We start from the raw sequence: 16939 nt of genomic DNA on the forward strand, positions 1-16939 counted from the left end.
TATGGGAATAAAAAGTAGTGCAGAATTAGCTATACGTGATGTATATGTAGATTATGATTTAGAGGAAGTCATGTTTAGATGGAGTTTTCTAAAAAAACAGGCTTATAGGAAATTTTATAATGATGAAAAAGAAAGTCCAGTTCCTATAGATAATAAACTATATAACGAAGCTTTATTATTTGGAGATGAAATTTCCAAAGAGCAATATGAGCAAGGTAAATAGGTCAAGGAGGGCATGCTTATATTTTGCATCCTTTACGTTTTAGGTAAAAAGTTGTATGAGCAAATGGCAACTAAAACAGGTTTATCAGGAGGAGAAGGACATAAATTATATGAACAATGGAGAATATTAAACATCAATAGTTCAGAAGCGAGAGAAATAGCAGAAAAAAGTAAACACTATTACCAATCAGTAAGAGAAAGTTCTAAATAATGGGTATTGAAAAAGGCCAACGTTTTAATGAAGAAGATATTTATATCGATTATCCTTTTGAAGAGGTAATGTTTCGTTGGGATCATTCAATAAAAAAGGTATTCCATAAATTTTATGGAAAAGATGAAATTGAGCAACCAATAGAACAATCAAATAAATTGTTAAATGAAGCTTTATTGTTTGGCGATGAAATATCTGAAGAGCAGTATTTTCAAGGTAAATAAGGTTACATTGGTATAGGTATAAAAAAATGCAAGATAAACCATAGAAGTTACATTACAACTTGCTTTTTGCTTTAAATGCACATAAAGATCAGGTAGATAAAGGAGTACATGCTTACATTCTACATCCTTTACGTTTAATGATGCGGTTTGCTGATGAAACAATGCAAATTATTTCATTATCAATTGTCTTTTGTATTTGGCGTTTTAAGTGGTTTATTGTATTTGGTTTTCTTTTTTAAGTCTCAAAAAAATTTTTTCGCAAGGATAGGGATTGTGATGAGTTTTTTAGTGATTGTATGCTTGTTTCTTATCCCGAAATGAAGAAGAAATGATAGTTGGTATTTTTTAAATCAAATGGTTGGAGGGTGTAGGCTTGGTCTATATAAAACATATAGACCAAGCCTATAAAATCACATTACTTTAATGTACCGTTAACCTGACATACAGTAAATAATGGTAAGCCTGTTTCTCTGATTTTTTGTCCGCCTGCTAAATCATTAAATTCGATAATAGCGGCTGCTTCAACAACTTCGGCCTCTAGTCGTTTTAACAATTTATGGCCAGCCAACATCGTCCCTCCTGTTGCGATCAGATCATCAATCAATACCACTCGATCACCTTTTTTGACCGCATCAGAATGAATTTCTACGGCTGCATTGCCATATTCAAGTTCATACGTTTCAGATACTGTATCAAAGGGAAGTTTGCCTTTTTTTCGGATGGGAATAAACCCAACATTGAGTTGATAAGCAATAGCGGAACCTAAAATAAACCCTCTGGCATCTAGCCCAACAATATAGTCAATATGTTCACCTAAGTAACGATGAACAAAAATATCAATCAAAATACGAAATGTTTTTGGGTTTTGTAAGAGTGGGGTAATATCATGAAATAAAATGCCTGGTGCTGGCCAGTTAGGGATTTTTCGAATAGATTTCTCTATAAACTGTGCATAGTCAAGATCACTGATTTCATTCATGATATTCTCCAAATAATTGGCTCAAATATTTGAGCCAATAGTTATTTAACCCAAAATAACAAATTTTAATACCCATAAAATAGAAACGATAAAAACAGTCGGAGTGACATCTTTTATGCGTCCAGATAGTATTTTAATGACAGTATAAGAAATAAAACCAAGCGCAATACCATTGGCAATAGAGTAGGTAAAAGGCATGGCTATTGCTGTGATAAAAGCAGGAGCCGCTTCAGTCAAGTCGCTCCAGTCAATTTCGGCAAAACCTCTTGCCATTAATACGGCAACAAACAGTAAAGCAGGTGCAATAGCAAACTCAGGTACTGTTTTTGCCAAAGGCGAAAACCATAAGCACGCTAAGAAAAGAATAGCCACTACGCAAGCGGTTAGCCCTGTTTTCCCACCCACAGCAGCACCTGCAGCAGACTCAACATAAGCAACAGTAGAAGACGTGCCTAAAGCGGCACCTGCGACAATAGCGGTAGAGTCGGCCAAGAGTGCTTTTTTTAAGCGAGGCAGTTTACCGTCCTTTAATAAATTGGCTCTGTGTGCTACTGCAACCAGTGTACCAGAACTATCGAATAAATCGACAAAGAAAAAAACAAAAATCACCCCCAACATACTTGAAGATAGAGCTCCCTTTAGATCCATTTGCATAAAAGTTGGTTCTAAAGAAGGTGGGGGAGAAACAATACCAGCAAATTGGGCATGCCCTGTTAAAACGGCGGCAATGGTAATGGTCAAAATACCAATGATCACTGCCCCTTTAATTTTAAAAGCATCAAGCGCAATAATCAGGAAAAAACCGCAAATGGCGTAAATTGCGGCAGGTTCGGTTAAATTGCCTAAAGTGATATAGGTTTCAGGATGTGATTTAACAATACCTGCACCTTTTAAAGCAATAAGGCCTAGAAATAAACCAATACCTGCTGCAATAGAAAACTTAAGTGATTTGGGTAAGGCATTAATTAAAGCTTCACGTATTTTGAATAGACTCAGTAAAATGAATAAAATACCTGAGAAAAATACCGCCCCTAAGGCAATTTCCCAAGATACGCCCATACCTTTAACAACAGAAAAAGTAAAATAAGCATTCAGTCCCATACCTGGTGCTAAAGCAACTGGGTAGTTGGCAACGATGCCCATCATTGCAGAACCTAATGCAGCAGCAATACAGGTTGCCACAAAAACGGCTTCGTGATTCATGCCTGAACCGGCTAAGATATTTGGGTTGGCAACAACAATATAACTCATTGCCAAAAAGATGGTTAAACCTGCTAGAACTTCCGTTTTGACGTTGGTGCCATTTTCAGAAAGTTTGAAAAAACGATCTAAAAAAGACAGTTGCCCATTGGTGGTTTGCCCGTTCATGAACTTGTCCGTGTAAAAGGCGAAATGTTGGCATATTATATCAAAAGTTTCAATATCAATAGGTGAACTACTTAATAATTGGCTATGTTTTTTGAACTAAATGTGGGTAAAAAGAACTAATAAATATAATGAAAATTTATTCATCAAAAAATAATTAATTGAAAAGGGCACTAAAATGAGCCAACAAGAAGAAATCGTTAAAAAATTTGTCAAAGAATCAGGTAAAAAATCCAGCTTAGTAATAGGTTTAGGTGTTTTATTGGTCATTTTGGGCATGGGGGCATTAAGTTTTATGTATGTAACCACCATTACCATTACCTATTTTTTTGGGTTTTTGATGATTATTGGTGGTGTGTTACAAATAATCAGTAGTTTTCAGATCTATCAGGGAAGCCATAAATGGTTATGGGCTTTATTTGGGTTGCTCTATGTATTTGGTGGGGTTTTTGTTGTGAACAACCCATTGTTAACGACTTATGTGTTTACTGTATTACTCGCTTGTACCATGATTGTTGGGGGTGTTGTCAGAATAATCAATGGGTTTGCTTTAAGACCGATGTCTGGTTGGGGATGGCCAGTGTTTTCTGGGCTATTGACTTTAATTACTGGGGTGATGATTGTGTCTATTGATGGCAGTTGGTTATGGGTCATTGGTTTGTTCTTGGGGGTGGATATGGTTTTTCAAGGGTGGACTTTTGTATCCCTTGGTTTTGCTTTGAAATCTTTATCTCGCCAGTAGTGGCTCAGTAGTACAAGGTGTTCATTTTAAAACAAGCATCAATCATGATGCTTGTTTTTATTTTTTACACAAAATACACAAAATACACAAAATACACAAAATACACAAAATACACAAAATATGATCAAAATATTACTTAAAACCCCTATATTGGTAGGCTTTTTGTCTCAATTTATTTATGATGATATCGTTCTATGTTGATATGGGGTTTCTGTCGTTATGTTCATAAAAAAATTATTTAAATATACCGCCATTTTAAGTAGTATTTTGTTGCTTTTTTTTATTGGTGCTTGCACCGTATTAAAGCAACCTGATGTACAACCTAAAGTGACTGAAGCACCATTGGTTCAGGCAGATAGTTTGAAGAAGCATGTCTATTTTTTCTCAGAAACTGTTTATCCTCGTAGCTTTGATTCTATTGATCATTTAAATTTGGCAGCAGACTATATAAAAAATGAATTTGTTCAAACTGGTGCTCAGGTAACAGAACAAACTTTTGAAGTAGATGGGGTGACTTATAGAAATATTATTGCTTCTTTTGGGCCTCAAAACGCTGAGCCTATTATTGTTGGTGCCCATTATGATTCGTGTACAGATACGCCTGGTGCTGATGATAATGCCAGTGGTGTTGCTGGGTTAATTGAGTTAGCAAAACTGTTGGGTAAAAATAAGCCCAAGCACCCAATACAACTGATTGCTTATACTTTGGAAGAGCCGCCTTATTTTCGAACAGAAAATATGGGTAGTGCAGTACATGCTCGATCAATAAAGGTGGCGGGGCAGAAGATTAAATTAATGATTTCTTTAGAAATGATAGGCTATTTTAGTGATGAAGAAAATTCTCAAGAATACCCAATGGGGTTTTTAGGTAAAATATACCCAACTACAGGTCATTTTATTGCAATTGTTGGGCGTTTTGCCGATATTAAACCGATTCGTCAAAGCAAAAGTTTGTTTGCTGGAGCTACTGATTTACCGGTTTATTCCCTGAATGCGCCTGCTGCATTAACTAAGGGCTTGGATTTTTCAGATCATCTAAATTATTGGGCAAATGGTTTTAATGCCATTATGGTGACAGATACAGCTTTTTTTCGAAATAAAAATTATCATCAAGTCACCGACACAGTAGACACCTTGGATTATCAGCGTATGGCAAAAGTGGTACAAGGAGTGTATGCCATTATTCAGCATTATGAGTGATGTTTTGGTATATATCAAAATAGCTTAATAATCTTTAGGTAAGTCGCTTATTTTATGGGTAAATGTACTATAATAAACAAATTATAGCTTATTTTGGTTTTATGGAAGAAAAACATATGCAACGGGAAAGCATGCAGTTTGACGTGGTGGTGGTTGGTGCTGGTGTGGCTGGTTTAAGTACAGCAATTAAATTAAAACAATTGGCTCTACAAGACAATCAGGATTTAAGTATTTGTGTGGTAGAAAAAGGGTCAGAAGTCGGGGCCCATATTTTATCGGGAGCAGTATTAGATCCAATCGCTTTAAATGAATTGATCCCAAACTGGCAGCAAAAGGGTGCACCAGTGACTTGTCGTGTGACAAAAGACAAAGTGTTGATGTTAACCAAAACGCGCTCTTTTCCCTTACCGACACCTCCTTCTATGCACAATGAAGGTAATTTTATCATCAGTTTAAGTCAGTTGACTCGTTGGTTGGCTACTCAAGCCGAAGAGTTGGGTATTGATATATACCCAGGATTTGCTGCCAGCGAAGTACTTTACCATGAAGATGGTTCTGTTAAAGGCATTGCCACAGGTGATATGGGGGTGGGGAAAAATGGTGAGCAAACCGCTAATTATCAAATTGGTATGGAGCTACATGCCAGACAAACCGTATTTGCAGAAGGCTGCCGTGGTTCATTAAGTGGTCAAATAATCAAACAGTTCAATTTAGATAAAAATTGTCAGCCTCAAACTTATGGTTTAGGGGTGAAAGAAATCTGGGAAGTGGATCCTAGTGTGTCTTCTCCTGGTATGGTGATGCATAGTTTAGGTTGGCCTTTGGATTTTAAAACCTATGGTGGCTCTTTTATATACCATATGGAAGATTGTAAGATTGCTGTTGGATTTGTGGTTGGTTTGGATTATCAGAACCCTTATTTCTCGCCTTTTGAAGAATTTCAACGTTTTAAAACGCATCCAGCAATAAGGCATTATTTTGCCAATGGCAAACGTATCGAATATGGCGCAAGGGTGATAAGCGAAGGTGGAATACAAAGTTTACCAAAAGTCTCTTTTGCTGGGGGAGTATTGGTGGGCGATAGCGCAGGCTTTTTAAATATGCCTCGTATCAAAGGTATTCATACGGCCATTAAATCGGGTATGTTGGCTGCCGAAAGCGTTTATCAAGCATTGTTGACTCATCCTTTATCTGAAAATCATAATTTTGAGGCCGTGTCCTTTGAGGAAAATGTGAACAAGAGTTGGTTGTATCGTGAGCTGTTTCGAGCACGTAATATCAGACCTGCATTTAAATGGGGGTTTTTTGTCGGCACGATCAATGCTGCGTTGGAAGAGTATGTATTTCGAGGTAAAGGGTGGTGGACCATTAAACACCATGGCGCAGATAATTTGAGTTTAATCCCTGCTCAAAAAGCACAACTGATTGATTATCCTAAACCTGATGGCGTGTTAACGTTTGATCGTTTATCCAGTATTTATTTGTCTGGGGTGCATCATGAAGAAAATCAGCCCAGTCATCTACAGGTGGATGATGAAAAAGCAATGATCAGTGTGAATTATAAAATATATGATTCTCCTGAAACCCGTTATTGCCCAGCAGGAGTATATGAAATCATCAAAGAAGAAAATGGGGAAGTGAAATTACAGATTAATGCATCTAATTGTATTCATTGTAAAACCTGTGATATTAAAGACCCTGAACAAAATATTCATTGGGTCTGCCCTGAAGGGGGCGGTGGGCCAAATTATTCGAATATGTGATTAAATTGGTTATAAAAATATGTTGTATGGTCATTTTGTTGAAGGATGGGGGATGAGTGCTTCATAATTTGAAACATAAGTTTTTGTTTTTATTTTTGTTCAATGCTTTTGGTCTTTGTTTTGCTCAGCAGTTAAGTTATCAAAAAATTAAAGATAATACGGCGAAGGAAAGAAGTCTTTTTGCAACACAGTATGTGAAAAATAAAAATAATCCAGCAGCGCAAGAGAAAATACTGATTCAAGCCACAAATTTTTTACTAAAAGACATCGATCAGTATTTTAATGCTTGGTATGGAACGAAATGGTCTTTTCACGGGTATACAAGCAATCCAAAGAGTGGAGAAATTGCTTGCGGTTATTTTGTCACGACTGTGTTAAAAGATATGGGTTTTAATGTGCCTCGTGTGAAATGGGCTCAGTTAGCTTCTGAATCAATGATCAAACACATGACAAGCGATATAAAGCGTTTTAGTCATGCGCCAATGAATGATGTTGTTAAGTATTTAAAAGCAAAAGGTGAAGGGGTTTATATAGTTGGTTTAGATAGCCATGTAGGTTATATCTATTATTATCATAATAAGATGACATTTGTGCATTCAAATTATTATCAACCGCACATTGGGGTCATGTCTGAACCGTTAATGGGTAAAAATCCATTAAATGATTCAAAATACAGGGTTGTTGGGAAAATTTTAGATAGAAATATGGTTTTAAAATGGATCAAAAAAGAGCCATTTAACTGAGGTTTTATTTTAAGATCAAAATAAGTGATAAACAATGCCCATACCAATCACAATCAAGATCACACCAGAGCCACGTTCAATTAAATAAATACTGTTGGTGAAGTAAGTCATGATTTTTTTATGTCCAATAATTAAGGCAAGCATACAATCCCAGATCAGGACGGTAAAAAATAACCAAATACCACTGATAATTTGTTGGGTGAGTGTAATGTGATTGCCTAAAATACTGCTCATTAAGCTGATATAAAATATGGCGTTTTTAGGGTTGAGTATGGCTGATAGAAATCCTACTAAAAATTGTTTCGGGTAAGGTAAATAAACGGATTGTTCTTGTAATGGTTGTTGGTTTTTTTGTGACGATTGAATCAATAAATAACCTAACCAAAGCAGATAAGCTGCGCCTAGATATTCCATCATTAAAAATATCAGCGGATGGTTTTTGATAACCGATAACCCAAAGATTGCCAAGACAATATAACAGCCATTTGCTATAGCAATACCTACACAAATAAATATGCTTCCCTTTAACCCATGACGAATGCTGTTGCCAATAATCAGAAAAAAATCAGCCCCAGGGCTAATTAAGGCAACAAAATGAGCAAGAATCAATGTTAAAAAAGTGGATGGGAAATAATAAGACAATAAATCAGTAAACATATAATAAGTGCACCCAAGTTAAGTATGAGCACAACAGTGTAAAGTAAGCTTGTATTTATTTATTGTCAAAAATTGATCGGATTTGTTGATATTGTCTTGGGGTACAAGCCGTGTAAAGCGAAAAGATTTTTTGAAAATGGCTTTGATCACAAAACCCTAATTGATAAGCAACATCACTGATTGGTTGGCCGTTTTTTAATAATTTTTTCGCTTGCTCTACCCTTAAGTTATTCAGATAGGCTTTGGGCGAAATGCCTGTTTTCTTTTTAAATTGTCTAATCAAGGTTTCTTGTCTAAGGTTAAATTGTTTGGCTAATTCTGTCAGCTTAGGTGGTGAATCCAGATTATGATTAAAAGTATTTTTAATGTGTTGGGTGAAATGGTGTGTTGTATGAGTTGTTTGCTCAAAAGGTGCACAATGATGTTTAAATATGTGGTGTATGAAGGTGTCCAGTTTTTGTTCAGCCAAAGTTAACTTGTGATTTTTAAGCGCAGAAACTAATGCCATATATTGTGTGAATAAATATGGCTCACTGATTTTTGGTGCTGGGCAATAAAATGCATGGGTATTTTGACCATATAGGTGTTTGGTTTTTGTTAAACACCAATCGTAATCAAGGTACAGCATATAATAACTGCGTGCTTGATTTTGTAGTGGGTTACAGCTATGGATCATGTCTGGAGGAATGAGCACCAAATCACCCACATTCAGTAAAGTTGTCTGATTGTTTTGATGCAGCTGAGTTTGTCCGTAGGTAATGGCGCCAATAGAAAATGTTTTGTGGCTATGTGCTTTATAGCTTTGGGTGCTGTGATAGGTTGCCCTAAGTTCCAGAAAAGGCATTTGAATAGAAGAAAAATAATATTGCGCTGTTTTTTGTGTCATGGGTTAAACCAAACAGTGGTGATTATTTTGGGTTTGAGTTTTTTAGTTGTTGGTACGAGAAGAAAACATAAGATATGCTTTCTTCTTTTCCCATATTTATTAAGCTTTAGCTTGTAAAGCTTTTAAAAACTCTCTGGTGGCAAGATAAGCGCCTGCTAGGGCTAAAGCAATAATAATTAAGAAAATAACGCCCATTTCAATAGGGGTAAAAAAGCGGCTGTTTAAGCTCATTCCGTATTGAATCAAAACATTATTAAATAAGGGTTCTGCTTCTTTAGTTATCCAAGCACATAAAGCAAGGCTTAAACAGCACGAAAAAATCCCTTGCCAAAATGCCTGATACAAAAATGGGCGGCGAATAAAAGAGGAGGGTGCACCTAATAGTTTGGTGATTTCAATTTCCTCTTTCTTAGCCAGAATTTGTAAGCGGATGGTATTGTGAGCCACCAGTACAAAGGCAACGCTTAAAGTAATGCCTAAAAATAAAGTGAGCTTTTTGATTGCTTGCATGATATTAAATAGGGTTTTTGCCCATTCTGTATCAACCTGAACCAGCTCAATCATAGGCAGGCCTTGTAAACTGTTTTGTAAGTTTTTGAGTGCTTCTGGACTGCCATTTTTAGGTGTCACAATAAAAGCATCAGGTAGAGGGTTTTCATCAACTAAGTTGATTAGGTCTGTTTCACCCATACGTTCCTGTAAATCTTTGAGGGCTTTGTTTTTTGGAACAAATTCTACCTGTGCGATATCAGGGTGACCTTGTAGATTTTTTTCTATAGCGGCTGCATCTACTTCGTCTGCACTTAACTCCATAAAAACAGTTATTTGAGGTGCTTCATTAAATTTACCCAATAGAGGCTCACTGTTTTGAATACTCAAATATAAAGTTAAAGGCAAAGTAATGGCAATGGCCAACATAAATAAGGTCAATAAACTGCCAAAGGGTTGTTTGATTAAATTGATTAAGGCAGTTTTTGCAGATAAAAAATTTAAAAAGATAATGTGTTTCATCCTTTTAGCTGCCCTTCTTGTAAACGTAAAATACGATGTCCATAGTCTGCCATTAATGTTTCATCATGGGCAGAAATGACGACTGTGACACCAACTTGATGAAAAGATTTGAATAATTCCATGATATCTAAAGCATAAGCTCTGTCCAGATTGGCAGAGGGTTCATCTGCAATCAATAGGCCGGGGCGATGAACAACTGCACGAGCAATACACAAACGTTGTTGTTCTCCACCAGATAGGCTTACGGGCATCATTTTTTCTTTACCATAAAGTCCCACTTTTTCTATGGCTGCCAATGCACGTTTTTCAGCTTCTTTTTTGTCAAAACCGATGATTAACAAAGGCAATAACACATTTTGCAAAACATTACGGTCAAATAGAATTTTATGGTCTTGAAAAACAATGCCAATATGTTGGCGCATATAGCTTAATTGGTTATCTGTCAGTTTGCCTAAACTTTGGGTATTTAGCCATACATTACCAGAGGTAGGTTTTTCGATCCCACAAATTAATTTTAATACAGTTGATTTTCCCGCACCTGAATGGCCAGCTAGAAAAACCATTTCACCTGTATCAATTGAAAAATTTAAATTTTTTAATGCAGAAAACCCACCTGGGTAGGTTTTCGTGACTTGTTCAAAACGTATCATAAAAAATTAATCACAAATAAATTTAAGGGGTTATTGTACTGGCTCCAGCACGTTCATTGGGTATTTTAGTTCTTTTTTGCCGTAAAAAGCCAATTAATACCACAAATGCTGCTACAGTAGAAGTACACAATACTTCAATACGAAAAGTTGGTTCGTAAATCATGCATGCTACAGCAAGAATGATAAAAATAATACAACCATAGGTGATATAAGGAAAGCACCACATTTTTAAATGTAAAGGGTTTCCTGCTGCTTCTAGTTTACGGCGCATTTTTAATTGTGATAAAGAAATGACTAAGTATACAAATAAAGCAATTGTACCTGTTGTACTCATCAAAGTATTGAATACTTTTTCAGGCACAATATAGTTGGCAACAACCATAATTAAGGCAATCGCGCTAGAAGACAATACAGCCAAACGAGGGGTGCCTGTTGCTGAGGTTATTTGCATAAATTTAGGGGCATCTCCTCGTTTTGATAATGAAAAGGCCATGCGTGAGCCAGTATAAAGGGCGGAGTTAAAACAGCTGCATACTGAAGTCAATACCACAAAATCCATAATCCAGCGAGCACTGGGGATACCCAATAACTCAAGTGTTCTTCGATAAGCTCCATAACCAGCTTTACCGAGTTCTGGGTCAGTCCATGGTGTTAATGCAACGATTAAAAAGATAGAGCCTACATAAAATAAACAAATACGCCACACAACTGATTTGGTGGTTTTAACGATTTGTTGCTCTGGATTCTTGGCTTCAGAAGCGGCAACCGTCACAATTTCGGTGCCTAAAAAGGCAAACATGGCACCCAATAAGGCGACAATAACAGCGCCAAAACCATTGGGCATAAAGCCGCCTTTGGCGGTTAAATTACTTAAACCATGTACCTGACCATAAGGCCATAGGTTTAATACGGCTAAAGAGCCAATAATCAAAAACAGTATAATGGCAATGACTTTAATTAAAGCAAACCAAAATTCGAATTCGCCATAATTTTTCACATTAAATAAATTAGTGACCGTTAACAATACGGTGACAACTAAAGCATAAACCCAAACGGGAATTTGGGGGAACCAACCATTTAAAATGAGCCCTGCTACATTGGCTTCTAATGGCATTAATAATACCCAATACCACCAATATAGCCAACCAATTGTAAAACCTGCCCATGGGCCAATGGCTCGATCTGCATAGGTGGAAAATGAACCGGTATCGGGTGAAGCCACAGCCATTTCACCCAACATGCGCATAACAAATACAACCAATATGCCCCCAATGACATAAGCCAGTAATGCTGCTGGTCCTGCTTTTGAAATAATGGCACCAGAACCCACGAAAAGCCCAGCGCCAATGACGCCAGCAATAGACATCATGGTTAAATGTCGAGGCTTTAAGCCTACGCCTAATTTATTGTTTATTGTCGTTTTAGATGAAGAAATATGATTCAATTTGAATCTCCTTTGTGTTTGTGTTGATTTTTATTGTTTTTGCATATATGTCCTGTATTTGAGGGTCTGATTATTTTTTAATGCTGATAAGATTGTTAAAGAAATAATATTGGTGTGAAAATTAAACGATAGCCAATATTTGAAATTTGTTTGATTAAACAAATTATTAGCAATTAATTGCCTACTGATTGATAATGTAATTTACTTGAATTATGATGAAAACTCAATAGTATTGTTTAGTTTATTTTATAAAAGTAATCAAGGTATGCTGACAAATATTTTATGGGTTCTTTAGTGTAGGAAAACGATAATCATGCAATCAAATAAACAATATTCAATAAAAAAATACTGGGTTTTTATGACAGTTATTGTGGTATTTTTTTGTTTTATCGTCAGTTGGGTAAGTTACGATTATCTATTGGTTTTATTGATGGCCAACCATTCATTTACCTTAGCTTCTACATCAATATCTATGGTGTTTGAACATAAAATCATTTCATCTCTTGCCTTTGCTTTTTCTGGCGCTATTTTTATGTTTATGTTTGGTTTGTTGCGGCAAAATGGATTGTCTACTCAAGGTGGATGGTTGTTTTTGCTATTTTATATGGTAGATGTGCTGGTTTGTTTTTGGATCAATCAAACTCTTTTAAACCATCTTTTTATGCGGTTATCGAATCCTGTGTTAGAGGGGGTTTCTGTTTCTATTTTAATAGAAAATATACCTATGGCCCGTATTGGGTTATATTCTGCAGCTGTGATTATGCTTGTCGGTTTGGGGATTTTTTCCTTTCTTAAGCGTAAAAATCAAATTAATTAGTTTAAAAAAGCTTCTTTAGTTTAAAGAAGCTTTTTATGATTCAAGAACAATATTAATCGTTTAATAAAGCGTCTACATATTCTTTGGCAACAAAGGGGCGTAGATCATCAATGCTTTCTCCAACACCGATAAAACGGACAGGAATAGGGTGGTTTTTGGCTAGGGCTGCAATAACCCCTCCTTTTGCTGTGCCATCTAGCTTGGTTAAAATTAAACCAGTTAAACCTAAAGCTTCATCAAAGGCTATCACTTGGTTAATGGCATTTTGCCCAATGCTTGCATCTAAAACCAGAATGATTTCATGAGGTGCACTATCCAGTGATTTTTGAATCACGCGTTTTACTTTTTTGATTTCTTCCATTAAATGTAGCTGTGTGGGTAAACGTCCTGCTGTATCTGCTAACACGATATCTGTTTTTCTGGCTTTTGCTGCTTCTACTGCGTCAAAACAGACCGCGGCAGAGTCACCACTTTCCTGGCTAATAACGGTTACATTGTTGCGTGTACCCCATTCCATTAATTGCTCTCTGGCTGCTGCTCGGAAGGTGTCTCCAGCAGCCATTAAAACTTGATTGCCTTGCCCTTGAAAATATTTGGCCAGTTTGCCAATTGACGTGGTTTTACCTGCACCATTTACCCCAACCATCATAATCACAAAAGGTGCTGCTTGCTCTTTTGTGTTTAAAGATTTTTCTAAAGGAGCCACCAGTTCCAGCAGCGTTTCTTCTAATGCGGTTTTCAATTCACTTGCATCTTTTAAACCTTTTAAGCTGACTTTATCTTTGACTTTTTCCAATAAATATTCAGTCGCTTCAATACCCATATCACTGGACAGCAATACTGCTTCTAAATCTTCATAAAGTTCTTCATCAATTTGTCCACCACCAAACAAGCTGGCTAATGATTTGCCTAGTTTATTGCGTGATTTACTTAAACCTTGTTTTAATTTTTGTGTCCAACTGAGTTTTTCTGGGGTGTTTTCTATCGTTGTGGGTATTGTTTCTTCTGCTTTGGGAAGCTCTTCAACAGGTTTTGGTTGTTCATTTTCTGCTGACTCATCAATCATTTTTTCAGTGTGATCACTTGTGTTTGAGGCATCATCAGCGTTAGTATGCTCCGTCTGTGTTTGACTTGAAGTCTCTTCCACAGTCAGTTCAGCGACTTCAGCTTGAGCGCTTTCATTATCCGTTTGTACTTGTTCTGTTCGCTCAGTGTTATTTTCTGAGTTAGAATGATGGGTGTTTTGTTTACGCTTGAAAAAACTAAACATTGTGCTTTTGTCTTTCGTGTATGTGTTGGACGGGTAAAAGAGCTATTGTAACGATAAATTGAGTGAGGATAAATAATGCGATATAAAAGTATTGCTTTATTATTGTTTTTAAGCCTAGGAGTGTCCCTTTCTTCGGCTAAAACAGTATCAGAAACTTTACCAAATGGTTTAAAAGTCATTATTAAAGAAGATAACCGTGCCCCTGTTGCAGTTTCACAAGTTTGGTATCGTGTGGGTGGAGTGGATGAAATAAATGGACAAACAGGTTTAAGCCATGCATTAGAGCATATGATGTTTAAAGGCACAAAAAAGGTGCCTGCTGGTCAATTCAGCCGAAAAATAGCTGCTATGGGTGGGGAAGATAATGCTTTTACTGGCAATAGCCAAACGGTTTATTACCAACGATTGGCTGCATCTAAATTACCTGAAGCTCTGGCTTTAGAAGCTGATCGTATGGTTAATTTAAATTTTAGCGACAAAGATTTTGCCAATGAAATGAAAGTCATTCGAGAAGAACGTCGTTTACGTCTGGATGACCAGCCTATAGGTTTACTGTATGACGCTTTGTATACCAATGCTTTTGTTGCCAATCCCATTCGCAACCCCGTTATTGGGTGGATGGATGACTTGGAACATCTACAAGCCAACCAATTGCGTGCTTGGTATAAGCAGTGGTATGCACCAAACAATGCAACCATTATTATTGTTGGTGATGTTAAGGTTGATGAAACCCTAAACACAGTTAAAAAGCTGTTTGGTGGCTTAAAAGCGCAACCTTTACCAACCAGACAGTTAACCAAAGAGCCAAAACAAACAGGTGTCAAACGTGTGCAAATCAGTGCGCCATCAGAGCTGCCGCTTTTGGCTTTATCTTATAAAGTCCCTCGTTTAGAAAAAGTGAATGATAAAGAGCCTTATGCTTTAAGTGTATTGGCGTCTATTTTAGATGGCAATGAGGCCAGCCGTTTAAGTAAAAACTTGATTAGAGAAAAGCAAGTCGCCACCAGTATAAGTGTTGGTTATGATGATTTAAATAGAGGGAATTCTTTATTCACCATTATTGCTGCGCCTGCACAAAATGTGACTGTTCAAGACTTAGAAAAACACATTAAAGCTCAGTTAGCCGATATTGCGCAAAATGGTGTCTCTGAATCAGAATTATCGGTCATTTTTAATCAGATAGAAGCAGGGGATGTTTATCAAAAAGATTCAATGTTCTCTCAAGCGATGAGCATGGGCTATTTGGAAATTAATGGCCTTAATTATCAAGATGAAGAAACCATGAAAAAAAATGAACTCAGTGTGACGGCTAATGAAGTCAAAAAAGCAGCACAAAGCCTGATTGAAGACAATTTGACTGTTGTGACATTAAAACCGTTACCTTTAAACAATAATGCTCAGGCAGCTACTTCAGCACAAGTGGTGGAGGGTGATCATGTTCGGTAAATTAAAAATAGCTTTATTATCGTCAGCATTGTTGGCTCCTGTGGCTTATGCAGTGCCAGTACAGTCATGGACATTAGACAATGGTGCAAAAGTGATGTTGGTTCAATCGCATCAAAATCCTATTGTTGATATTGATATTAGTTTTGATGCAGGGACACGCCGTGATGTGCCGAATAAAATAGGGGTCGCCAATTTTACAGCAGAATTACTGAATACAGGTTCGGCAGATTTAAATGAAGAGGCCTTTAATCAAAAAACAGCACAATTGGCTATTAATTTAGGCAGTTCTTCTTCTCTTGAAAGTGCTGATGTTCAGTTAAGAAGTTTAAGTAAGCCAGAGGTGCTCAAACCAGCATTGTCTTTAATGAACCTTGTGTTAACCAAACCACGTTTTGATCCAAATGTGTTAAAACGTGAACAGGATCGTTCTATATTGGGATTAAAGCAAAGCGAAACAGACCCCGGATTTTTAGCTGCACGAGCCATCAGTTTGCTTAATTATGAGAATCACCCTTATGGTTATTCTGCCAAACAGACAGAGCAAACAATCAGAGCAATTAAACAAGAAGACTTGGTGCAATTTTACCAACAATTCTATGTGACGACGAATGCAGTGGTTTCTATTGTGGGTGATGTGGATAAAGAGCAAGCAAATGAAATTGCTGTGAATCTTTTAAAAGGGCTACCAAAGGGAGAGGCAAAATCTGTTGTTGCCGCCGTTGATGTAAAAGGTGGGCAAGATAAGCGTATTGCACATCCTGCATCTCAAGCACATGTGCGTTTGGCTTTACCCGTTTTGACTCGTGATGACCCCGACTATTATCCTTTATTAGTTGGTAATTATATTTTGGGTGGTGGTGGTTTTGATAGTCGTTTAATGAAAGTGCTCAGGGATCAAAATGGGCTCACGTATGGTGTAGGCAGTTCTTTAGCACCTTATAAACAAAAAGGGCCTTTGACTATTGGGTTTAGTACCAAAAAAGATCAAGCTCAGTTAGCATTGGATTTAACCAAAAAAACATTGGCTGGGTTTATCGAACAAGGCCCAACAGATGAAGAGCTAAAGCAGGCTAAAGATAATATTATTGGTGGTTTCCCATTGCGTTTTGACAGTAACTTAAAATTATTGGGTTATTTAAGTGTAATGGGTCAATATGATTTGCCTTTAACTTTTTTAGATGATTATCCTGCAAAAGTAGAAAAATTGACTAAAGAAGACATTAAAAAGGCATGGCAAAAACGCATTAAAGCAGAAGAGTTAAATGTTGTGATTGTGGGTGGCAGTAAATAATTCGTTTTTGTCTTAAAT

At 36.8% G+C, this 16939-nt stretch carries 18 protein-coding genes; 10 read left to right on the top strand and 8 right to left on the bottom strand.

Annotated elements, in window-relative coordinates; translation table 11 throughout:
• Window position 1: 1 nt before the first annotated feature.
• The 3 genes from AADH04_RS11380 to AADH04_RS11390 all read left to right on the top strand — a co-directional run bounded on the left by AADH04_RS11380 (window position 2) and on the right by AADH04_RS11390 (window position 657).
• Complete coding sequence (locus AADH04_RS11380; RefSeq protein WP_434777394.1) at window positions 2-223, top strand: hypothetical protein; 222 nt, start codon at window positions 2-4, stop codon at window positions 221-223.
• Between the two features lie 63 nt (window positions 224-286).
• Complete coding sequence (locus AADH04_RS11385) at window positions 287-433, top strand: hypothetical protein (RefSeq protein ID WP_434777395.1); 147 nt, start codon at window positions 287-289, stop codon at window positions 431-433.
• Window positions 433-657, top strand: coding sequence for a hypothetical protein (locus tag AADH04_RS11390; protein WP_434777396.1), 225 nt, complete (start codon window positions 433-435; stop codon window positions 655-657). The genes AADH04_RS11385 and AADH04_RS11390 overlap by 1 nt, the downstream gene beginning before the upstream one ends.
• A gap of 415 nt (window positions 658-1072) precedes the next feature.
• Here AADH04_RS11390 and AADH04_RS11395 read toward each other — a convergent pair whose 3' ends face one another.
• Both AADH04_RS11395 and AADH04_RS11400 read right to left on the bottom strand, forming a co-directional pair.
• A complete protein-coding gene (locus AADH04_RS11395) occupies window positions 1073-1636 on the bottom strand; it encodes an adenine phosphoribosyltransferase (protein WP_434777397.1) in 564 nt (187 codons plus the stop codon).
• A 45-nt stretch (window positions 1637-1681) separates the two neighbouring features.
• Window positions 1682-3004 (bottom strand): NCS2 family permease, encoded by a 1323-nt coding sequence (locus tag AADH04_RS11400; RefSeq protein ID WP_434777398.1) that lies wholly within the window; start codon window positions 3002-3004, stop codon window positions 1682-1684.
• 175 nt (window positions 3005-3179) lie between these two features.
• Here AADH04_RS11400 and AADH04_RS11405 point away from each other — a divergent pair, with 175 nt between their 5' ends.
• From AADH04_RS11405 to AADH04_RS11420, 4 genes are all read left to right on the top strand, one after another.
• Entirely contained in the window at window positions 3180-3743 is a 564-nt protein-coding gene (locus tag AADH04_RS11405) for an HdeD family acid-resistance protein (RefSeq protein WP_434777399.1), read from the top strand.
• A gap of 219 nt (window positions 3744-3962) precedes the next feature.
• Complete coding sequence (locus tag AADH04_RS11410) at window positions 3963-4943, top strand: M28 family peptidase (RefSeq protein WP_434777400.1); 981 nt, start codon at window positions 3963-3965, stop codon at window positions 4941-4943.
• A gap of 101 nt (window positions 4944-5044) precedes the next feature.
• Window positions 5045-6706, top strand: coding sequence for an electron transfer flavoprotein-ubiquinone oxidoreductase (locus AADH04_RS11415; protein WP_434779841.1), 1662 nt, complete (start codon window positions 5045-5047; stop codon window positions 6704-6706).
• Window positions 6707-6762: 56 nt separating this feature from the next.
• Window positions 6763-7449, top strand: coding sequence for a hypothetical protein (locus AADH04_RS11420; protein WP_434777401.1), 687 nt, complete (start codon window positions 6763-6765; stop codon window positions 7447-7449).
• A 15-nt stretch (window positions 7450-7464) separates the two neighbouring features.
• On the opposite strand, the gene AADH04_RS11425 is transcribed toward AADH04_RS11420, so the two are convergent.
• The 5 genes from AADH04_RS11425 to AADH04_RS11445 all read right to left on the bottom strand — a co-directional run bounded on the left by AADH04_RS11425 (window position 7465) and on the right by AADH04_RS11445 (window position 12097).
• Entirely contained in the window at window positions 7465-8106 is a 642-nt protein-coding gene (locus tag AADH04_RS11425; protein ID WP_434777402.1) for a LysE family translocator, read from the bottom strand.
• A 55-nt stretch (window positions 8107-8161) separates the two neighbouring features.
• On the bottom strand, window positions 8162-8992 hold the full coding sequence (locus AADH04_RS11430) for an AraC family transcriptional regulator (RefSeq protein ID WP_434777403.1): 831 nt from the start codon (window positions 8990-8992) through the stop codon (window positions 8162-8164).
• Between the two features lie 99 nt (window positions 8993-9091).
• Complete coding sequence (ftsX, locus tag AADH04_RS11435) at window positions 9092-10003, bottom strand: permease-like cell division protein FtsX (protein WP_434777404.1); 912 nt, start codon at window positions 10001-10003, stop codon at window positions 9092-9094.
• Window positions 10000-10653 (bottom strand): cell division ATP-binding protein FtsE, encoded by a 654-nt coding sequence (locus AADH04_RS11440; RefSeq protein WP_434777405.1) that lies wholly within the window; start codon window positions 10651-10653, stop codon window positions 10000-10002. Before AADH04_RS11440 ends, ftsX begins: the two co-directional genes overlap by 4 nt.
• Before the next feature lie 22 nt (window positions 10654-10675).
• On the bottom strand, window positions 10676-12097 hold the full coding sequence (locus AADH04_RS11445; RefSeq protein ID WP_434777406.1) for an amino acid permease: 1422 nt from the start codon (window positions 12095-12097) through the stop codon (window positions 10676-10678).
• A gap of 313 nt (window positions 12098-12410) precedes the next feature.
• On the opposite strand from AADH04_RS11445, the gene AADH04_RS11450 reads away from it, so the two are divergent.
• Entirely contained in the window at window positions 12411-12914 is a 504-nt protein-coding gene (locus AADH04_RS11450; RefSeq protein WP_434777407.1) for a hypothetical protein, read from the top strand.
• A 52-nt stretch (window positions 12915-12966) separates the two neighbouring features.
• Here AADH04_RS11450 and ftsY read toward each other — a convergent pair whose 3' ends face one another.
• Window positions 12967-14184 carry a signal recognition particle-docking protein FtsY gene (gene ftsY / locus AADH04_RS11455; protein WP_434777408.1) on the bottom strand — a complete coding sequence of 406 codons (1218 nt, stop codon included), beginning with the start codon at window positions 14182-14184 and terminating at the stop codon, window positions 12967-12969.
• Between the two features lie 75 nt (window positions 14185-14259).
• Here ftsY and AADH04_RS11460 point away from each other — a divergent pair, with 75 nt between their 5' ends.
• Window positions 14260-15630, top strand: coding sequence for a M16 family metallopeptidase (locus AADH04_RS11460; protein WP_434777409.1), 1371 nt, complete (start codon window positions 14260-14262; stop codon window positions 15628-15630).
• A complete protein-coding gene (locus AADH04_RS11465; protein WP_434777410.1) occupies window positions 15620-16921 on the top strand; it encodes a M16 family metallopeptidase in 1302 nt (433 codons plus the stop codon). Before AADH04_RS11460 ends, AADH04_RS11465 begins: the two co-directional genes overlap by 11 nt.
• Window positions 16922-16939: the final 18 nt, after the last annotated feature.

It is taken from the genome of Neisseria sp. Ec49-e6-T10 (assembly GCF_051132615.1).
Taxonomy (GTDB): domain Bacteria; phylum Pseudomonadota; class Gammaproteobacteria; order Burkholderiales; family Neisseriaceae.